The sequence below is a fragment of the Clostridium celatum DSM 1785 genome, from assembly GCF_000320405.1.
Taxonomy (GTDB): Bacteria; Bacillota; Clostridia; order Clostridiales; family Clostridiaceae; genus Clostridium; species Clostridium celatum.
The window spans coordinates 52,399-69,966 of sequence record NZ_KB291615.1 but is presented as its reverse complement, the minus strand read 5'-3'; the positions used below and the strand labels follow the sequence as shown (position 1 = coordinate 69,966).

Annotated in this window: 15 protein-coding genes, 4 tRNA genes and 2 pseudogenes (1 of these 21 only partly in view); 13 read left to right on the top strand and 8 right to left on the bottom strand. The window is 26.3% G+C overall.

Annotated features, from left to right (window positions below; translation table 11 throughout):
• Positions 1–68, top strand: a tRNA-Leu gene (locus HMPREF0216_RS17025); it begins 48 nt to the left of the window's first position.
• A gap of 131 nt (positions 69–199) precedes the next feature.
• Positions 200–273, top strand: a tRNA-Gly gene (locus HMPREF0216_RS03215).
• Between the two features lie 109 nt (positions 274–382).
• On the opposite strand, the gene HMPREF0216_RS03210 is transcribed toward HMPREF0216_RS03215, so the two are convergent.
• Entirely contained in the window at positions 383–784 is a 402-nt protein-coding gene (locus tag HMPREF0216_RS03210; RefSeq protein WP_005211071.1) for an HNH endonuclease, read from the bottom strand.
• A gap of 160 nt (positions 785–944) precedes the next feature.
• Between HMPREF0216_RS03210 and HMPREF0216_RS03205 the strand changes: the two genes are divergently transcribed.
• The 4 genes from HMPREF0216_RS03205 to HMPREF0216_RS03190 all read left to right on the top strand — a co-directional run bounded on the left by HMPREF0216_RS03205 (position 945) and on the right by HMPREF0216_RS03190 (position 3,717).
• Positions 945–1,619, top strand: coding sequence for a hypothetical protein (locus tag HMPREF0216_RS03205; protein WP_040418706.1), 675 nt, complete (start codon positions 945–947; stop codon positions 1,617–1,619).
• Positions 1,620–1,682: 63 nt separating this feature from the next.
• Positions 1,683–1,756: transfer RNA gene (locus HMPREF0216_RS03200), tRNA-Gly, on the top strand.
• Positions 1,757–1,761: 5 nt separating this feature from the next.
• A tRNA-Lys gene (locus tag HMPREF0216_RS03195) sits at positions 1,762–1,837 on the top strand.
• 563 nt (positions 1,838–2,400) lie between these two features.
• Entirely contained in the window at positions 2,401–3,717 is a 1,317-nt protein-coding gene (locus tag HMPREF0216_RS03190) for a Na+/H+ antiporter NhaC family protein (RefSeq protein WP_005211068.1), read from the top strand.
• Between the two features lie 89 nt (positions 3,718–3,806).
• On the opposite strand, the gene ispF is transcribed toward HMPREF0216_RS03190, so the two are convergent.
• Positions 3,807–4,274, bottom strand: coding sequence for a 2-C-methyl-D-erythritol 2,4-cyclodiphosphate synthase (ispF, locus tag HMPREF0216_RS03185; RefSeq protein WP_040418704.1), 468 nt, complete (start codon positions 4,272–4,274; stop codon positions 3,807–3,809).
• A gap of 396 nt (positions 4,275–4,670) precedes the next feature.
• Between ispF and HMPREF0216_RS03175 the strand changes: the two genes are divergently transcribed.
• From HMPREF0216_RS03175 to HMPREF0216_RS03145, 7 genes and pseudogenes are all read left to right on the top strand, one after another.
• Entirely contained in the window at positions 4,671–5,279 is a 609-nt protein-coding gene (locus tag HMPREF0216_RS03175; RefSeq protein WP_005211064.1) for a class D sortase, read from the top strand.
• A 146-nt stretch (positions 5,280–5,425) separates the two neighbouring features.
• Complete coding sequence (locus HMPREF0216_RS03170; protein WP_005211062.1) at positions 5,426–6,424, top strand: anti-sigma-I factor RsgI family protein; 999 nt, start codon at positions 5,426–5,428, stop codon at positions 6,422–6,424.
• Between the two features lie 16 nt (positions 6,425–6,440).
• Positions 6,441–7,229, top strand: coding sequence for a 23S rRNA pseudouridine(2604) synthase RluF (rluF, locus tag HMPREF0216_RS03165; RefSeq protein WP_005211060.1), 789 nt, complete (start codon positions 6,441–6,443; stop codon positions 7,227–7,229).
• Positions 7,230–7,695: 466 nt separating this feature from the next.
• Positions 7,696–7,881 (top strand): hypothetical protein, encoded by a 186-nt coding sequence (locus HMPREF0216_RS03160; RefSeq protein ID WP_005211059.1) that lies wholly within the window; start codon positions 7,696–7,698, stop codon positions 7,879–7,881.
• A 43-nt stretch (positions 7,882–7,924) separates the two neighbouring features.
• The gene (locus HMPREF0216_RS03155) at positions 7,925–8,425 is read left to right on the top strand and encodes a DUF3298 and DUF4163 domain-containing protein (RefSeq protein WP_341349467.1); all 501 of its coding nucleotides are present in this window, start codon (positions 7,925–7,927) and stop codon (positions 8,423–8,425) included.
• Between the two features lie 35 nt (positions 8,426–8,460).
• Positions 8,461–9,836, top strand: a pseudogene (locus tag HMPREF0216_RS03150) (aldehyde dehydrogenase).
• 161 nt (positions 9,837–9,997) lie between these two features.
• Positions 9,998–10,624: pseudogene (locus HMPREF0216_RS03145) on the top strand (mannose-1-phosphate guanylyltransferase); the annotation flags it as partial.
• A gap of 76 nt (positions 10,625–10,700) precedes the next feature.
• Here HMPREF0216_RS03145 and HMPREF0216_RS03140 read toward each other — a convergent pair.
• From HMPREF0216_RS03140 to HMPREF0216_RS03115, 6 genes are all read right to left on the bottom strand, one after another.
• Positions 10,701–12,308 carry a recombinase family protein gene (locus tag HMPREF0216_RS03140; RefSeq protein WP_005211049.1) on the bottom strand — a complete coding sequence of 536 codons (1,608 nt, stop codon included), beginning with the start codon at positions 12,306–12,308 and terminating at the stop codon, positions 10,701–10,703.
• A 19-nt stretch (positions 12,309–12,327) separates the two neighbouring features.
• A complete protein-coding gene (locus HMPREF0216_RS17020) occupies positions 12,328–12,501 on the bottom strand; it encodes a hypothetical protein (RefSeq protein WP_005211047.1) in 174 nt (57 codons plus the stop codon).
• Between the two features lie 66 nt (positions 12,502–12,567).
• Positions 12,568–14,241 carry a recombinase family protein gene (locus HMPREF0216_RS03135; protein ID WP_005211045.1) on the bottom strand — a complete coding sequence of 558 codons (1,674 nt, stop codon included), beginning with the start codon at positions 14,239–14,241 and terminating at the stop codon, positions 12,568–12,570.
• Positions 14,141–15,874 carry a recombinase family protein gene (locus HMPREF0216_RS03130; RefSeq protein ID WP_005211043.1) on the bottom strand — a complete coding sequence of 578 codons (1,734 nt, stop codon included), beginning with the start codon at positions 15,872–15,874 and terminating at the stop codon, positions 14,141–14,143. The genes HMPREF0216_RS03135 and HMPREF0216_RS03130 overlap by 101 nt, the downstream gene beginning before the upstream one ends.
• 317 nt (positions 15,875–16,191) lie before the next feature.
• Positions 16,192–16,590, bottom strand: a complete 399-nt coding sequence (locus tag HMPREF0216_RS16250; RefSeq protein ID WP_051040655.1) for a helix-turn-helix domain-containing protein — start codon at positions 16,588–16,590, stop codon at positions 16,192–16,194.
• Between the two features lie 341 nt (positions 16,591–16,931).
• Positions 16,932–17,417: a hypothetical protein gene (locus tag HMPREF0216_RS03115; protein WP_005211035.1), complete on the bottom strand. Its 486-nt coding sequence runs from the start codon at positions 17,415–17,417 to the stop codon at positions 16,932–16,934.
• Positions 17,418–17,568 lie beyond the last annotated feature (151 nt).

Below are 17,568 nucleotides of genomic sequence, written 5' to 3'. Positions count from 1 at the left end.
TGGCAGACGCACTAGACTTAGGATCTAGCGCCATTGGCGTATGGGTTCGACTCCCTTCATCTGCACCATTTTATAAATAAAAATTTAAATAGCTGAATAAAAAAATATAAAAAAATATAAAAAAGTGTATTGACAAGCTATAAAGTGTTTTATATAATCGTTAATGTAAGATGTCTGAGAAATTCAGATAAAAATATATGCGGGTATCGTATATCGGTAATACTCTAGCCTTCCAAGCTAGCAAGGTGGGTTCGATTCCCACTACCCGCTCCATGATAAAGACGTTGTAATTATACAACGTCTTTTATTTTTATTTAAACAAGTTTTTATATAAATAAAAAAACCACCAAAGATTATTATATTAAGTCTTGGTGGATATTTGTTAAAGTTGTTCTATTAATAAATCTAAAGCTAATTCTTCTAAAATATCTACATTATATTTTACACATCCCATTAATGTAAATATTATATCTTCTTTCTTGTATCCTTCTTTATATCTTTTTAAATTCTTTAGTAATCTCTTTAAAGATCCATTGTGAAGACCTAAAATTTGAGATATTTCTTTAGGTGAATAATATTTTTTAGGAAGAATATTGTACAACTTAGTTTGCATCTCTATCTTATATTGTAAATCAACAAAAATATTTTGATGTGGCCCATCTTTTCCGCGATGATGAAAAGCACATAAATACTTATAGTTTATATCTATATCAAAACCGCCCTCGCTTCTGTGAACTATATGATGAACATCAGCTTCTTTACCACATATTTCGCACGTGTACAAATAATTGCCCCCTTTAAATTTTATACTTATATTATAGAATGATTTTTTTGAATTTTCAAATTAACTGTCTGTTAAAAGTTATATTGATTATAAATGTTATAAAGTGGTAATATTAAATTATAATATATTATATTAAAAATTATGAAGAAAGGTGATAATTGTGAGGCAAAATTATAATTCTTTTGAATATTGGGAAAGTCTTATTATCAAAAATAAAACCATTAGAGGTCATATGCTGATGGATAAAACGCCTACAGATAAGAGCCTTTATATCCATACTTTAATATTTTCTAAAGGAAATGGATTAAACAATGTATGGAGTTATTTTCCAAATGTTAATGCTTTAATAGGATATATTCAATATTCATTTTTACAAGAGGCATTTTATATTTGGATTAATGGCAAGAAAGGAACAGTTTCTTATATTCCAGTAAAACCGGTAGAGGAAATAATAAATGAAGGTGAACGTTCTAAAAAAATAACTAAATTAGAGGCTGAAAATATGAGAAAGCATGTGAAAATGATAAAACATTGCTGGGAATTACCTAAAAATAAAGTGAGTCAGGAACTAAAAAGATTTGTTAGAGATTTTAATAGAACTTGGTATGGTGATAGTAGAGAATTTTTATATTTAAAAATATTTGATACTGCAGAAGAACTAGGTAATTTTGTAATAGAATCTAATTATATGACTACTAGTGAAGAAGAATTTAAAAATAAGACTAGTGAAGATATAAGTACATGGAATGAAATATGTATAAAGGCCACAACAGATAAGGAATGTGGAGAAAAATTTAGAAATATATTGCAAAAGAATCTTACAGAAGTAATATAAGTTAAAATTATATTCTTGACATCATAATATCTATAATAGTATAATTATAGATGTCAAGAATATGCGGGTATCGTATATCGGTAATACTCTAGCCTTCCAAGCTAGCAAGGTGGGTTCGATTCCCACTACCCGCTCCATATAAGCGCTATTAGCTCAGTTGGTAGAGCACCTGACTCTTAATCAGGGTGTCCCCGGTTCGAACCCGTGATGGCGCACCAAAAAAGAAGTAACTTTAGTTACTTCTTTTTTTATAAGTATACTATTTGAAGTGGTATTTTATTGAATTATTAAAGGAAAAGTTGTTTGATAAAATATAAAAAATAAGGAAAATAATTTATTAAAAATTCTTTCCAGTTGACATAAATTTATTAAGTTGTTAAAATTGAACCTGTAAAATAAAATATCTTATCAAGAGCGGTGGAGGGACTGGCCCTATGAAGCCCGGCAACCTATTAACAGTTAGAGGTTAGTAGTTAGAAGTTAGTAGTTTATAATTAAGAGTATTAATAGTCTTAATTATTGTATATTAAATTGTTTTTAAATTTTTAATGTTATTTACTAATTAAAAAACTATAACTTATAGCTATTTCTGTGGTGCTAAATCCTGATAGATGAGAAAATATATGTAGTTTTGATTATTTAAGCTTCTGAGTTTCTCAGGAGCTTTATTTTATTTAAAGAACTATTTATATAATAAATAGTTGGGCTGTTATGTTTATTATGTTTTAAGTTTAGAACTAGTAATTATAGTTCTAATTAATTACAAAGAGGAGGAAGGAAAATGAATAACAAAGGAAATGCATGGGCATTATTACCGTTACTTGTATTTATAGTTGTTTATGTATCGTCGGCAATAATTGCTAAAGATTTTTATGCGGTATCTGTAATAGTTCCTTTTTTAGCAGCTGCTTTAGTTGCTTTAATTATGAATAGAAAAGTTAAATTTGAAGATAAAATAGAAATTTTCTGTAAAGGGGCAGGGAATACTAATATTATTTTAATGGTATTAATATTTATATTAGCAGGAGCTTTTGCTCAAGTTGCGAAATCAATGGGGGCTGTTGATTCAACAGTAAATTTAGGACTTTCAATACTTCCAAGTAATATAATGATTGCAGGATTATTTATAATAGCTTGTTTTATATCATTATCAGTTGGAACATCTATGGGGACAATAGTTGCATTAGTACCAATTGCAGTGGGAGTTGCAGAAAAAACAGGAATAGTTGTAGCATTAGCTGTTGCATCTGTAGTATGTGGAGCAATGTTTGGAGATAATTTATCTATGATTTCTGACACAACTATAGCGGCTACAAGAACTCAAGGTTGTGAAATGAAGGATAAATTTAAGATGAACTTTAAAATAGTATTACCAGCAGCTATAATTACTGCATTAATATTTGTTTTAGTAACAAGAGGTGCAGAAGTTACTACTGTAGAAGCTTTAGACTATAGTCTGGTAAAAATAGTTCCTTATATTGCCGTTATTATAGGAGCTCTTGCTGGTTTAAATGTTATTGTTGTTTTACAAGGTGGAATAATAATAGCAGGTGCAATTGGATTCATAAGTGGAAGTTTTGATTTGTTAGGATTTTTCGGTGCAATTGCAGATGGAATTGGTGGAATGAGTGAGCTTATAATAATTTCACTTTTAATTGCAGGTACTATTGAAATAATAAAAGCTAATGGAGGAATAGATTTTATTATAAATAAGGGATTAAGAGGTTTTAAAAGTAAAATGGGAGCTGAATTTGGGATAGCAGCATTAGTAAGTTTAGTTGATATTTGTACAGCTAATAATACTGTTGCTATAGTTACTGTTGGACCTATAGCTAAAGATATATCTGATGAAGTTGGTCTTGAGCCTAAAAGAGTAGCAGGAATTATGGACATGTTCTCTTGTGTGTTCCAAGGAATTATACCATATGGTGCACAGCTTATATCAGCAGCAGGACTTGCAGCGCTTTCACCATTTGCAATAATGAAATATCTTTTCTATCCATATTTAATGGGAATTTCTGCAGTTATTGCAATAATTGTATATAATAAAAGAAAAACAAAACAAGTTGAAAATAAAAAAATAAAAATGGTAAGTTAAAAATAATGAGTGAGAAGTAAATGAATAGAACTTTTCACTCATTATTTTTTATAGTTTTAAGTATTGTTGGTAGTATTTTATTTTCTATTTTACTTTAATAAGCAAATACTTTGAGATGATATACCAAGTCCTTCACCGGTAAAACCTAAACCTTCTTCTGTAGTTGCTTTAACATTAATTTGGTTAACTGATATATTTAGAGCATCAGCTATATTTTTTCTCATACTTTCAATGTGTGGAGCCATTTTTGGTTTTTGTGCTATTATAGTAGAATCGATATTACCAATAGTGAAATTATTATCCTTTAATAGCTTTCCAACTTCTTTTAATAGTTCAATACTAGAGATACCTTTATATTTTGGATCTGTATCAGGAAAATGCTTTCCTATGTCTCCAAGAGCTGATGCACCAAGTAAACTATCCATTATTGCATGAATTAGTACATCAGCATCTGAATGGCCTAAAAGACCAAGTTCGTACGGAATTTTAACTCCACCTAAAATAAGGTCTCTATTTTCAACTAACTTATGTACATCATATCCCATTCCTATTCTCATAAAAATCACCTCATAAAAATTTTTTTTAATATATTTTAACATAAAGAAGTAATATTAATAATAATAAAAATGGGATATTTAAAATTAATAATTTGAAGATTTATATTTTTTTACATAGTTTGATTTTTTACCTTTAGTTTTTTTAGGATAAAAAGAAAAGATATTTCTGATGTATGCATATAGTTTGTATAAAAAGAAGAAATGTTTTGATTTTATTTTTTTTCTTTTGAATGTAAAGTCGATATAAATAACATTATCTTTACGCCCTTTCATAAACACCTCTCTATATTACATAATTAATATATAAATATATTATTTTAAATGCTTTATGATATAATATATGTAGAAAAAATGATATTTTATACTAAAATAAAAAATAAATGGGAGTGATAATTTATGGACAAGTTTAGACGAATTGTAGGGGTAATTTTAATTCTAGTTGGGGTGTTTATAGTAGGGGATGTAGTTTATAAAAAAATAGAAACAAATAAAAAACAACAGCAGATGATAGATTTATTTGAAGGTCAAATTACTGGAGAAAAACAAGAAGGAGAAAATGCATCACAAGAAGTAGTAAGCTTAGATGATATCAATGGTTATTCACCAATTGCTATTATGGAAATTCCTAGAATAAAATTAAAACAAGCTATTGTTACAGGAATTGATGATAATACATTACAATACTTTTTAGGGCATTTCCCAGATTCAGCTATGCCGGGAGAAGTAGGAAATTTTGCTGTTGCAGGACATAGAGTTTCTGATTATACAGATGCATTTATTAATTTATACAAAGTTAAAGCTGGAGATGAAGTAATTATTAATACAAGGGATAAAAAATATACTTATGAAATAGATGATAATTTTATAGTTGATCCAAGTGATGTAGAAGTTCTAGAAAAATCAGATTATGAGAAAATAACTCTAATAACTTGTACAGTAGGTGCAAAACAAAGAGTAGTTGTAACGGGAAAATTAATAAAGACTGAAGATATTAATAATGGATAATAAAAGAAAAGAAGAGTGCTATTTTGTAAGTGATAACTAAGAGAAGAAATAAAGATTTACTTATATAACTAATGATAGAGATTAATTAGTAAACTGTAAAAATATTTTATATATTAACTAAAGATTTGTTATGTTAGGGGAATAATATGCAGGAGTTTATAAATGATAAATATAGATTTTCTTCAGCTTGCCCATTAGTGTTACTTGGAGATGATATAATTGAGGCAAGAAGTAAGGAGATAGATAAGATAACTTCAGAGCTTATTGAATATAAAGTTTTAATAAGAGATTTAATAGAGAATGATATAAGCTACGAAATTAGAAATGAGATATTAAATATAGCTCTATTTATTACTGAAAATGTAGAGCTATATGATAAGTTTATTGAAAGTAAAGAATTACCAGTTGATGAAATTAGTAAGGAAACTAATAAGTTAAAAAGTTATATTGAAAAGTATAAACAATATATAATAGCATATGTAATTATATTTGGAAATCCGGCTTATAGATATATTAGAGAATATGTACAAATTGTAGAAAATAATAAAGATGAAATTGGAAAAGAATTAATAGAATTTAAGGAAAACAATTTATTAAAAGGTATTATCATATATAGAAATAAAAAAAGTGCTATTATAATAACATCTCTAGGTGAATTTAAAAGAATAAGGTTATTAAATCAATGTATTAAAGGTGAAGAAGGAGATGGAGTTGCTAAAAAAACTGTAAGCGATTATAAGATTCATATAGCAATAATATTAATAATTATAACTACTTTAACTTTAGGAATAACATATACCTATAGAAATATTGTAAGAACTATAGTTGTTGAGAATAATGCTTTAATAAAAGTAAAAATACAAGTTAATACTTATGGTAGGGTTTTTGATATATTAGCTACAACTAATGAAGGTCGTGAAATTATAAAGGAAATTGATGTTGTTGATAAAGAAATGGATACAGCTTTAAGTACTTTTATAGAGTATATAGATAAAAACAATATGATTTTAGATTCGGGAATAATAATAACAATTAGTGGAAAACCAATTAAGTATGGAAGTATAGAAAAAAGTGAAAAATATATTTATAATAATGGTATTAATGCTAAATTAAATAATGTAGGTAGCGAACATAAAATTAATTAAACAAAGGAAGGTAAATATGCAGCAAAAGTCACGAAAAAATAATCAACAGGTAATTGTACACAGTGATAGAGGAGATACTATAAGATTAAATAAATATATAAGTGAGTCAGGCTTTTGCTCAAGAAGAGAAGCAGATAAGTTAATAGAACAAGGAAAAGTTATGGTAGATGGCGTAAAGGCTACTATGGGAACTAAAGTAGCTAAGGGTCAAGTTGTTAAAGTAAATGGTAAGCTTATTTCTAAAGAAGAGGAATTAGTTTATATAGCTTTAAATAAGCCAGTTGGAATTACTTGTACTACTGAGCATAAGGTTAAAGGTAATATTGTTGACTTTGTTAATCATGAAAAAAGAATATTTCCTATAGGAAGATTGGATAAAGATTCACAAGGGTTAATTTTATTAACTAATGATGGTGATATAGTTAATAAAATTTTAAGAGCTGGAAACAATCATGAAAAAGAGTACATAGTAACAGTTAATAAACCTATTAATGATGAATTTATTAGAAGAATGGGAAATGGAATTAAAATTTTAGGGCAAGTTACAAAAAAATGTTATGTAAAAAAAGAGGGAAATTGCACTTTTAGAATTATTTTAACTCAAGGGTTAAATAGACAAATAAGAAGAATGTGTGAGTCGCTAGGATATCAGGTAGTTAAGTTAAAAAGAATAAGAATAATGAATATTGATTTAGGCGATTTAAAAATGGGTAAATGGAGAGATTTAACTTATGATGAGTTAAAAGTAATAAATAAATTAATAACTACCTCCGGTAAAACTAAAGAAGTTGATGAAGAAGAATAAAAATGAGAACTCCTTGTTAGTGATTTTATTAAACTACTAACAAGGAGTTATTTTTATAAATATTTATTTTTGTAAAAAATAAAAAAAGGTTTATAAGAAAGTTAATTTTGTTAATACTAATAAGGATAATTAAGTTATTAACAGTTATTGAAAGAGTGCTGTTGATAATGTTGATAAAAATTAAAATTTGTTTAAAACGCCTATTTAATTATTAAATAAATAATAAAGGTGGATAAAAATGATATTAAAATGAAATATTGATATTTATTTCTTAAAAATAAGTTATAAAATTACTATGTAAAAAATTAAAGAATTAACAAAAAATAGAGGTTTCACACATAATCCACAACCACATGTGGATAAGTTGTTGTTAATTTGTTGATATTATTGTTAATAATTATTAACAATAATGTAGATAATAATATAAAAAAGAAGAATTTTATCAGAAAAGTAGGAGGGATATTACATGAAACGTCTAATTATAGGCTTTTTAGGGGGATTTATGTTGTTAGTAATTTTAAATAGTTATCCACAAGCAATGTTGAAAAAGTGTGTGGGTATTCAATATACTGATAAAGCTAATGTTGTGGATAAAGTTTATAAAAGTAAAAATGAGTACTTAGATGTCAATGTTATAATTCCTCAGATTTGAAAATTTAACTAATGAAAATCAACAAAAAAATGTTAATGATAAGATTATAAAGTGGACAGAAGCATGGATAAATGATGTTAAAGAAGTTGCAGATGATTATTTTAAAAATGCACCAGCACCATTAATGCCATATCAATTATATGCTAGATATAAGATTACTAATAACAGCGATATATTAAGTTTTTATATAGATTACTATCAGTTTACAGGTGGAGCACATGGAGTAACAACTAGAATTGCATATAATGTAGATTTATATACAGGTGCAGAATTGATGGTAGAGGACTTGTTTAAGAAGGAGTTTGATTTTAAAAGAGTTATAGATAAAGAAATAGGTAGACAAATAGCAAAGGATCCAGATAGATATTTTATGGGGAAGGATGGATTTAATGGAATAAAGCAAAATCAAAGCTTTTATATTAAAAATAATTCTCTTGTAATTTATTTTGGATTATACGAAATAGCTCCGTATGCATCAGGAATATCAGAATTTATTATACCTCATAAGTTATTGGATGGTAATTTAATTTATGATAGAATTTAGAAAAGGAAATAATAGATATTAGATGAGGCGTATGTATGAAAGATATATTATCAGTTTTTAATAATCAAAAAGAATATTTTTGCACAGGAAATACACTTAATATTAAATTTAGGATAGACAACTTAAAAAAATTAAAAAATATAATTAAAAATAATGAGGATAAAATATTAGAGGCATTAAATAAAGATTTAGGTAAATCAAAATTTGAGGCATATGCTACAGAATTAGGAATAGTATATGAAGAAATTAATACACATATAAGAAATGTGAAAAAATGGGCTAGAAGGGAAAAAAGAAAATCTCCTATATTATATTATCCTTCAAAAAGTTATGTATATAAAGAACCATATGGGGTAACATTAATAATTGGACCTTTTAATTATCCTTTTCAATTAGTTATAGCACCTTTAATAGGTGCTATTTCTTCTGGAAATACTGAAATAAAAAACCATCAGAATATAGTAAAAATGTGGCTATACTGTTACAAGAGTTAATAAACGAAAATTTTGATTATAACTATATTCAAGTAGTAGGAGCACTTGAGGGTAAAGAGGTAGTATCTGAATTATTAAATTTACCTTTTGACTATATATTCTTTACAGGTAGTGTGCGAGTAGGAAAAATAGTAATGGAGAAGGCGGCAAAGTATCTTACTCCTATAACATTAGAACTTGGAGGTAAAAGTCCTTGTATAGTAGATAATGATGCAAATCTAGAACTTTCTGCTAAAAGAATAGTTTGGGGAAAATTTTTAAATGCAGGACAAACTTGTGTTGCACCAGATTATTTATATGTGCATAAATCTATAAAAGATAAATTATTAAAATTGATTGTAAATGAAATACATAAACAGTTTGGAGACAATATTAAAGAAAGTATAGATTATCCAAGAATTATAAATACTCAAACTATAGATAGATTAAAGTCTTATATTGAAGAGGGAAATGTTTATTTTGGTGGAGAAGTAGATAAAAATGATTTGTATTTTGAGCCAACTATATTAACAGATATTAATGAAGATGCAAATGTAATGATAGACGAAATATTTGGTCCAATTCTTCCAGTTAAAGAATTTAGCGATATACAAGAAGTAATAGAATATGTGAATAATAAAGAAAAGCCATTAGCATTATATTATTTCTCAGAAAGTAAAAATAAAATAGAAAATATATTAAGATCAACAACATCAGGAGGAGTTACTATTAACGATACAATCATTCATGTAGCCAATTCTAATATACCTTTTGGTGGAGTTGGAAGTAGTGGAATGGGAAATTATCATGGTAAGGCAAGCTTTGATGTTTTTACTCATGAAAGAGCAGTAATGGTGAGAGGAACTTTTACTGAATTTAATGTTAGATTTGCACCATATAATGATAAGTTTAAACTTTTGAAAAAAGTTATGAAATAAATAAAAATAGAAAATATACATGTAGGTTACTAATAGAGCGACTTAACAAGATATTAATTTAATATTTTTTATTTATAAAATACTATTAATTTATTTATAATTTCACAATTGTAAAAAATCACTCATATAATAAAACATAGTACTACGTGGAGTGGAATTTTGTGATATACGGGCTAATTTTAGCAGGTGGAAAAGGTACAAGATTATATCCTCTATCAAGATCAAGTAAGCCGAAGCAGTTTTTAAAGCTTATTAATAATAAAAGCTTTTTAGTAAATACAGTAGAAAGAATTACTCCTTTAATTAAGAAGGAAAATATTTATGTGGTAACTAATAAGGATTATTTAGAAAGAATAAGACAAGAGTTATCAGGTGTTAATTCAGAAAATATATTTACTGAACCTCAAAATAAAGAAACTGCTACTTGTATAGGATTATCTGCAATAAAGCTACTAAAGAAAGATAATGATGCTGTAATGGTAGTTTTACCATCAGATCATCATATAGAAAATGAAAAAGTATATTTAGATACACTTAAGGAAGCAATTGAAATAGCAAATAGACGTAGGGGTATAGTTACTATAGGAATAACTCCAACTAGACCTGAAACTGCTTATGGATATATTGAAATGGGTGAAAGGATAGTTTCGTCTGAACAGGCGTATAAAATAGCAAGATTTACTGAGAAACCTAATATTGAAGTGGCAAAAGACTTCTTATTAAAGGGAACTTATTTGTGGAATTCAGGGATGTTTGTTTTTAGAGCAGATGCTCTTATCACTAAATTGCGATGCTAAAATTTCTAAATTGTTATCATTGGTATACATTTTTAGCCTCCTATGTATTTTATATTAGCAATCTGATTTAATTATCAGGTTGCTTAAATTTTATATTAACTGCACCTGTATCTCCATTTACATAGACTCTTTCAATAATACTAGAAATAAGTTTTTTCTTTTCTTCATTAGTAGCTGTGTCTATATATTTGGAAATGTTTTTTAAACGCTCAATTAATTTAGTGCTATTATTTAAAAGTTTTTTATGTGAAGCAATTTCACCATTTAGTTCAGTAAGTTTAGCATTGAGCTCTTTATTTTTTTCTTTAAGTGCAGATATTTTCTCTAAAAATATTTTTACTATATCCTCATCAGTTGTTAAAGCTATATTACTTAATAAGTTATTTATGCTTACATTATTTGATTCTATTTCTTTATTGATAGAATCATAATATGAGTTTTCAAAAGATGAATCTATAGATTTACTATGGGCTAGTAATTCATTTAAAAGAATTTTCTTATTTGTAGATAATTCTTTTATTTTATTTATTACAATGGTATCTAAATCTATTCCATTAACATTTCTAGAATCACATCTAGTTTTGCCAGAGTTATGCTTTAAGGTACACATATAATAAAATCTCTTATTATTTGAATTAGGAATTTTAGTGCCATAAGCAACTCTCATAGGTTTATTGCATTTAGCACAAGTAACTAAGCCAGATAGTAAAGCTGTGTTACTACATCCTAGAGCAGGAGCTCTAGATTTATTTGAATCAAGCATCTTTTGAACATTAAGCCAATCTTCAGCAGCTATTATTCCTTCGTGTGATGAGATTGAGTATATCCATTCAGATATATCATGAGTTTTACCTTTTTTACCTTTATGTTTTTTATAGATAAGAACTCCATGCAAGTCATCAGGAGTGCCAAAAGTATTTATTTTTAATGATTTAAAGTATTTAAATACATTTTTATCAGCTTTAACATAAGCTGGATTTCTTAAGATAGAGCTCAATGAAGTTTTGCTAAAATCTTTATTTCTCTTAGTCTTAATGTTATTTGATAACATATATTTTTCAAGTTTGCTTAAGCTTCCAAAGAATAGATACTTTTCAAAAATTAATTTAACTAATTTAACTTCCTCAGCTATTGGTTCAAGTACTGAATAACTTTTTTGTTTTCCTGATGAATCTGTATAGAAGACTCTCTTGTTTTTATATCCAGTCGGGCATTCACCTCCTAGCCAATATCCACTTTCAGCTAATGCATACATATTATCAGTAACTCTTAAGCAAGTAGTTTCTCGTTCGAGCTGACTAAATACGCTACAAATGTTCATCATAGCTTTACCTATTGGAGTAGAGGTATCAAATTGCTCACTTAATGAAATAAATGAAATACCCAGCTCAGTAAGTTCATCAACTAGATTTGAGAAATCTGATACATTTCTACTTACACGGTCAAATTTATAACAAATTAATGTTGTAAATTTTTTATTTTTAGCATCTTTCATCATTTGAATAAATGCAGGTCTATCAGTATCTTTACCAGAAAAGCCATCATCTTTATAAATTAAAATATCAGTTATATCGAGGTTATTTAAATGGGATTTACATTTATTAATTTGGTTTTCAACTGAAGCACCTTTTTCAGTAGCTTTTGATTTTCTAGCATAAATTGCAGCCTTACTCACAAGAGTATCACCCCCACAGTTATAACTCTTTTTTCACTTCCTCAATAAAATAATTCAATAGTTCTTTATCATTAGGAAGTGTTGTTATTATTTGATTAGCAACAGATAAAGTAAGAAATTTCGATAAAATATCTTCATCATAGTTATCTGTGTTTTCGATAAAAAGATTTACTTTTGGATATTGATTTGCCATGTTTCCCCCCAGAATACAAATGCTATATTAAAATATATTCATGTTAGGAGGGAAAAATATCAAAATTTATTTAAAATTAATATTAATTATTGATGATGAAACTAAATCTACATTAATTGAATCAATTGTATCTTTGAATAAAAGTCGTAAAGAACGATTTAAGACTTTTGTATCAAGATTTTCAGAATTATCAAGTATAGATGTTATATTTTCAAAAAATGATTTTAATAAGCTTTTAAATTCACTGATATCCTTAATATCAATGTCAGCTAAGTTTTTAAGGTATAATAAATTTGATGTGTTTTTTTCAAGTAATTCAATATAAGTAGATTTAGATTCATAAATACTAGTAATAAGAAATTCTTTTTTTAACTTTATATCAGCAGTATACGTTTTATTAGATATTTTTGATTTTATATCATTAATACGTTGGTCGTGTAATAATATTGAACTTTTTATTTCTGATATATTTTTTTCAATAATATTAACTTTTTTATTAATTTCAGAAATTCTATCTTCAAATGTACTTACATAGTAGTGATAAAGGATATTAATCCTATCATTTTCGTTTAAGTATTTATTAGATAAATCTTCTAGGTACTTAAATATTTTAGAATGAAGTTTGCTTTCTTTTATAGAATTACGATTTTGACATTTATTTTCACATCTATAATATGAAGCCTTTTTACCATTATTGTCTGCTTTTAAAATACTTCCACAGCAATTACATCGAACTATATCCTTAAATAAAAAGTGAGTGGAAATATCTTTACTAGATTTAATAATTTTATCAACAGTTTCCCATTTATCTTTAGGGATAATACAAATTTTTTCGTTAAAAGAGCTTTTAATAAATACTGATGAATCATGTCTTTGGGGATGTTTTTTTCCACCACGCTTATTATAAGTTTGATAACCTGTATAAGTTGGATTTTTCAATATATCTAAGACTGAATTAGCAGACCAAATACGATTAGTTATTGATTTACCAGTATGTGTGGTTGAAATTTCTAAAGCAATTTGCTCTGGAAGTTTTCCTTTGATATAGGAATCAAATATTTCTACTACGATATCTGCTTCGGGCTTATTTATTTTTAATCTTGACCTTCTTTTCTTGCTTTCATTACGAGGAATATCTTCTAATAGATAACCAAATGGAGGAGGTCCACCAGTCCAAGTACCATTTTCTGTAGCTGTTTTTCCACCAGTAAATGCTCTAGAACTCAAAGTAAGAGCTTCATGAACTGAAAGCCATGAAAAGAGTGTATTAAGAATATCATTATTTTCAGAATTTTGTTCAGTTGCTCTTGTATAATGTATAGGAACATTATAAAGAGATAATGTACTTTCTATGATATGCTCTTCAGAAGAATTACGAGACAATCTATCATGGCAATATACTAATACAACATCTATATTATGATGTTTTACATCATTAAGAAGTCTTTTAAGCTCTGGTCTATATAACATTAGTTCAAAATCATATTCAGAAGGAAAGTCATCAATCAATCTATTTTGACGAGGTGGAATAGATGCACTCATTGTATCATCGTATATAATTTTGTGGATTTCTTTATCTTTAAAAAATTTTTTTATATAGTCATTAGCAGAAGATAATTGAATATCCTTAGAATAGCCATCATCTTGTTTTCCTGTTGAGACACGAAGATAAATACCCACTTTTAGAACTGGTAAATTTGAATTTAATGATTGATTTAATTGCTCTACTATTTTTAGCATTTGTAATTTTTACCTCCTTTATAAATTTTTTAAAGATAGGAGCATAATAGTTTTCGTTAGATAAAATATAGTTACAAAGAAATTCGGCAACCTTTTTATGATTCTTTAAATTATTATTTTTATTTATAATTAAGTTTTTTATTTTAATTAAAAAGGATTGAACTTCCATATGACTAGCAGTAATATTAGAAAGATTTTCAATATCTTTTTGAATAGAATAAATTAATTCTTCATTTGAAGGTGTAGGGTTTTCAATAAATGAACCTACCAACCTATTCTTTTTTAATCTTAATTTTTCAACATTTCTAAGATGTAAGTTTAGACTAACATTTATATTTTCAATAAACTTATCAAATTCTCCGACATTTTCAGTTAGAAGTGTATTAGTTATTTGATTTAAAACCATTTTTAAAACAGTTTCTTTATAATATTTATAGCAATTATTTGGACATTGAAGTATGCCAGGTGTTATTTGAACTAACTTTTTCCCACAGGAGCAACGAATTTTATTATCTAGTAAAAAAGGTATAGTATCATTTTTTTTATTTGTTTTAAGGTCAAATAGAAAACAATAAGTTTTTTCAAAAGAATCAATGCCAATAAAGCCAGGGATATTAGTTGTTTCTACAAAAACATCTAAGTTTAATGCATATCCAATAGGAGACATATCTGTTTTTATAACTGACTCAGTAGCAAACTTAGCATTTTTAGCATTAGGGTCAGTAGATACGTAATGTAATCCAGCATATACTGGATTGGATAATATTCTTTCTATATCGTTTTTTGATAGTTTAGATAAACAATTCTCAATGTTAGCTTTATAATCATTCGAAAATGAATTACTTCTTAAAAATGAAATTATTGGATTAATTAGCCTTAAGTCATTGGGAAACTTAAATTTAAGTTGTTCAAGTTTATTAAGTGAAAAATTTTCTAGAATTTCTTTTAATAATATAGAAATTGTATTACTAATTTTAAGTGAATTGATATCATTTAAATAGTCTATATTATCAATAGCTAAATCATATATATATTTAACTATAATACTCTCTAATTCATTAATCTCATATTCTTTTGGAGTATTTGATTTCATATATCCTATAGTGAGATTACGTCCTGGATTATAACGTCCACTTTCTCTACTTTCTCTTTTACCCTTTGTGGTTCGTTCATTTGTGGTCTGTGCTTCATTAAAAGCAGAAAGAACTTGTAGATTAAGTTCAAGTTGACAGTTGGGGTCATTTATATCAATATTATTAGGAATATCAGCTATTATTAATCTTATTTTATATTTTTTTAAAAAGTTAATAACCTGCATCAAATCATCTTTTCTACGAACTAATCTGTCTAGTTTAAAAACTATTAATGTTTTAAAATAACCTTTTTTTGCAGCCTGTATTAAATTATTAAATTGCTTACGTTCATAGATGTGTTTTTGTACGGCTGTAACTACTTCATAATAGTAATTATATAGTTGTAATCCTTCAGAATACATTCGTTCAATGCAAGCATTATATTGAGTATCTTCACTATAATTATCTAAATGATGTGATTTTCGGACGTATATTGCTGCTAAATTTTTTGGCGAGTTAATTATTGTGCTAAGTGTTGGTAGAAGTTTTAGGTTTTGCAATATTACACCTCCATAAAATTAATTAAAATATTCCTTATTATCTATTAAGATTTTAATAATTGAGTTTAGAAACTTTAAACAAGCATCATTATCTTTTGTAAACTTAATATTTGTTTTGTAAGGTTTATAAATTTTATTTTTCATCAAAATCTCCTTAAATTCAGTTTGATATTTATTCTTTTAATAAAATTTTATGGCATATTAAAAAGAATATTATTCAGATTATTGACAATAAAACAAAATATATTCATTTAAATGAATATATTTTTAATAAAATTCATTCAAATTGACGATTTTTAATCTAATATAGATATATTTTATTTATTATATTCTTGCAATGAATCAAGATAATTTAACTCAATTAATAATTTATCAAGTAGTATGATGATAGTATTATCATCTAGTTTGTTTGAAAATACTAAGTTATTTAATTGAGAAGCAAGTAGCATATACTTATTTTCAATGTCTTTATTATTAAAAGAAAGTGGATTTGTATTATTTAGATTTAATGATATAAAGTCTATAATATCAATTTCTAAAGTAGTGGATAAATTATTTAATAGAGCTAAATTAAATGAGTCAGTTTTAGCGTTTTCAATATTGTTTATCAAACCTGAAGAAACTTGCAATTTATCAGCTAATTCTTTAGTTGAGTATTTCTTATATTTTCTATTTGTACGTATTAAATTCCCTAATTTAATCAATAATTCATTCAAAGTTGTATCCTCCTTAAAAAGCTTGTCTACAATATATTTTGGACAAGTTAAGGAGGAAATATACAATTAGATTATTGTTAAGTTATAAAGAAGATAGCAAAATGCAAATGAAGCAACATAAGCAGGAAGATTTACACCTTGTTTAGCCAAAGCAGGTATATCAATTATTTTCTTTTCTGCTAAAACATTGAGTGTACTAAGTTGCATTGATTCGCTTATGTCAACGGGTTTACTTGTTTTTGAAAATTTAGTGGTCATTTCAAAAACTTTATCTATATCTGTATCTTTTCTCTTAAGAAGATAATCTAACTTACTTTTATATTCTATTAATTCATCAGTGGTTATGCTAATTGATTTTCTAAATAGGTATTTTGGGATATTAGCTCATTAATACATTTAGTTGAGTCATTAAACTTTAAAGCATCTTCAGCATTAATAATTACAGTAGGAATTTCTTTAGTTTTTTCTTCTGATGATATAGTTATATCTTCTATAACAACTGAATCATCATTAATAGTTTCATTTCCTTCTTCTTCAATAATTACGTTCTCATTAATAGTTTTATTTTCTACATCATTAATAATAGGTTTCTTATTAGGTTCTTCTTTGTCAAGTTCAGCAGATATTTCAAGTTGTGAAGTATTAAGTGTTGTTAATATATTTGTAATTTTACGAATTGCATGAGGTGTGATTGATAATTCTGGAAATAGGTTATTTAGTTGAACTTTTAAAGCTTTTCCTCTAAATGAAATTAGTTTATCTTGTATATTTTTATCATTAGAAATGCATGTATAAATTTCTTGAAATTTTGAATTTTTATTTGTCATAATTAATTACCCCCCGAATTTGAGTTATATTTCAATTTATTTAGGAGAAATTAAAATTATTCCTGTAAAATTAAAAAAAATGAAAAAATTTATTATTATAAATGAGAAATGAAATATTCAATAAAATAAAGCTGTCGAGTATTATATATAA

Coding starts and splice junctions, on each gene's coding strand:
- HMPREF0216_RS03190 (WP_005211068.1), top strand. CDS start 2,401: ATGAATAACAAAGGAAATGCATGGGCATTATTACCGTTACTTGTATTT.
- ispF (WP_040418704.1), bottom strand. CDS start 4,274: ATGAGAATAGGAATGGGATATGATGTACATAAGTTAGTTGAAAATAGA.
- HMPREF0216_RS03175 (WP_005211064.1), top strand. CDS start 4,671: ATGGACAAGTTTAGACGAATTGTAGGGGTAATTTTAATTCTAGTTGGG.
- HMPREF0216_RS03170 (WP_005211062.1), top strand. CDS start 5,426: ATGCAGGAGTTTATAAATGATAAATATAGATTTTCTTCAGCTTGCCCA.
- rluF (WP_005211060.1), top strand. CDS start 6,441: ATGCAGCAAAAGTCACGAAAAAATAATCAACAGGTAATTGTACACAGT.
- HMPREF0216_RS03160 (WP_005211059.1), top strand. CDS start 7,696: ATGAAACGTCTAATTATAGGCTTTTTAGGGGGATTTATGTTGTTAGTA.
- HMPREF0216_RS17020 (WP_005211047.1), bottom strand. CDS start 12,501: ATGGCAAATCAATATCCAAAAGTAAATCTTTTTATCGAAAACACAGAT.
- HMPREF0216_RS03135 (WP_005211045.1), bottom strand. CDS start 14,241: ATGCTAAAAATAGTAGAGCAATTAAATCAATCATTAAATTCAAATTTA.
- HMPREF0216_RS03115 (WP_005211035.1), bottom strand. CDS start 17,417: ATGACAAATAAAAATTCAAAATTTCAAGAAATTTATACATGCATTTCT.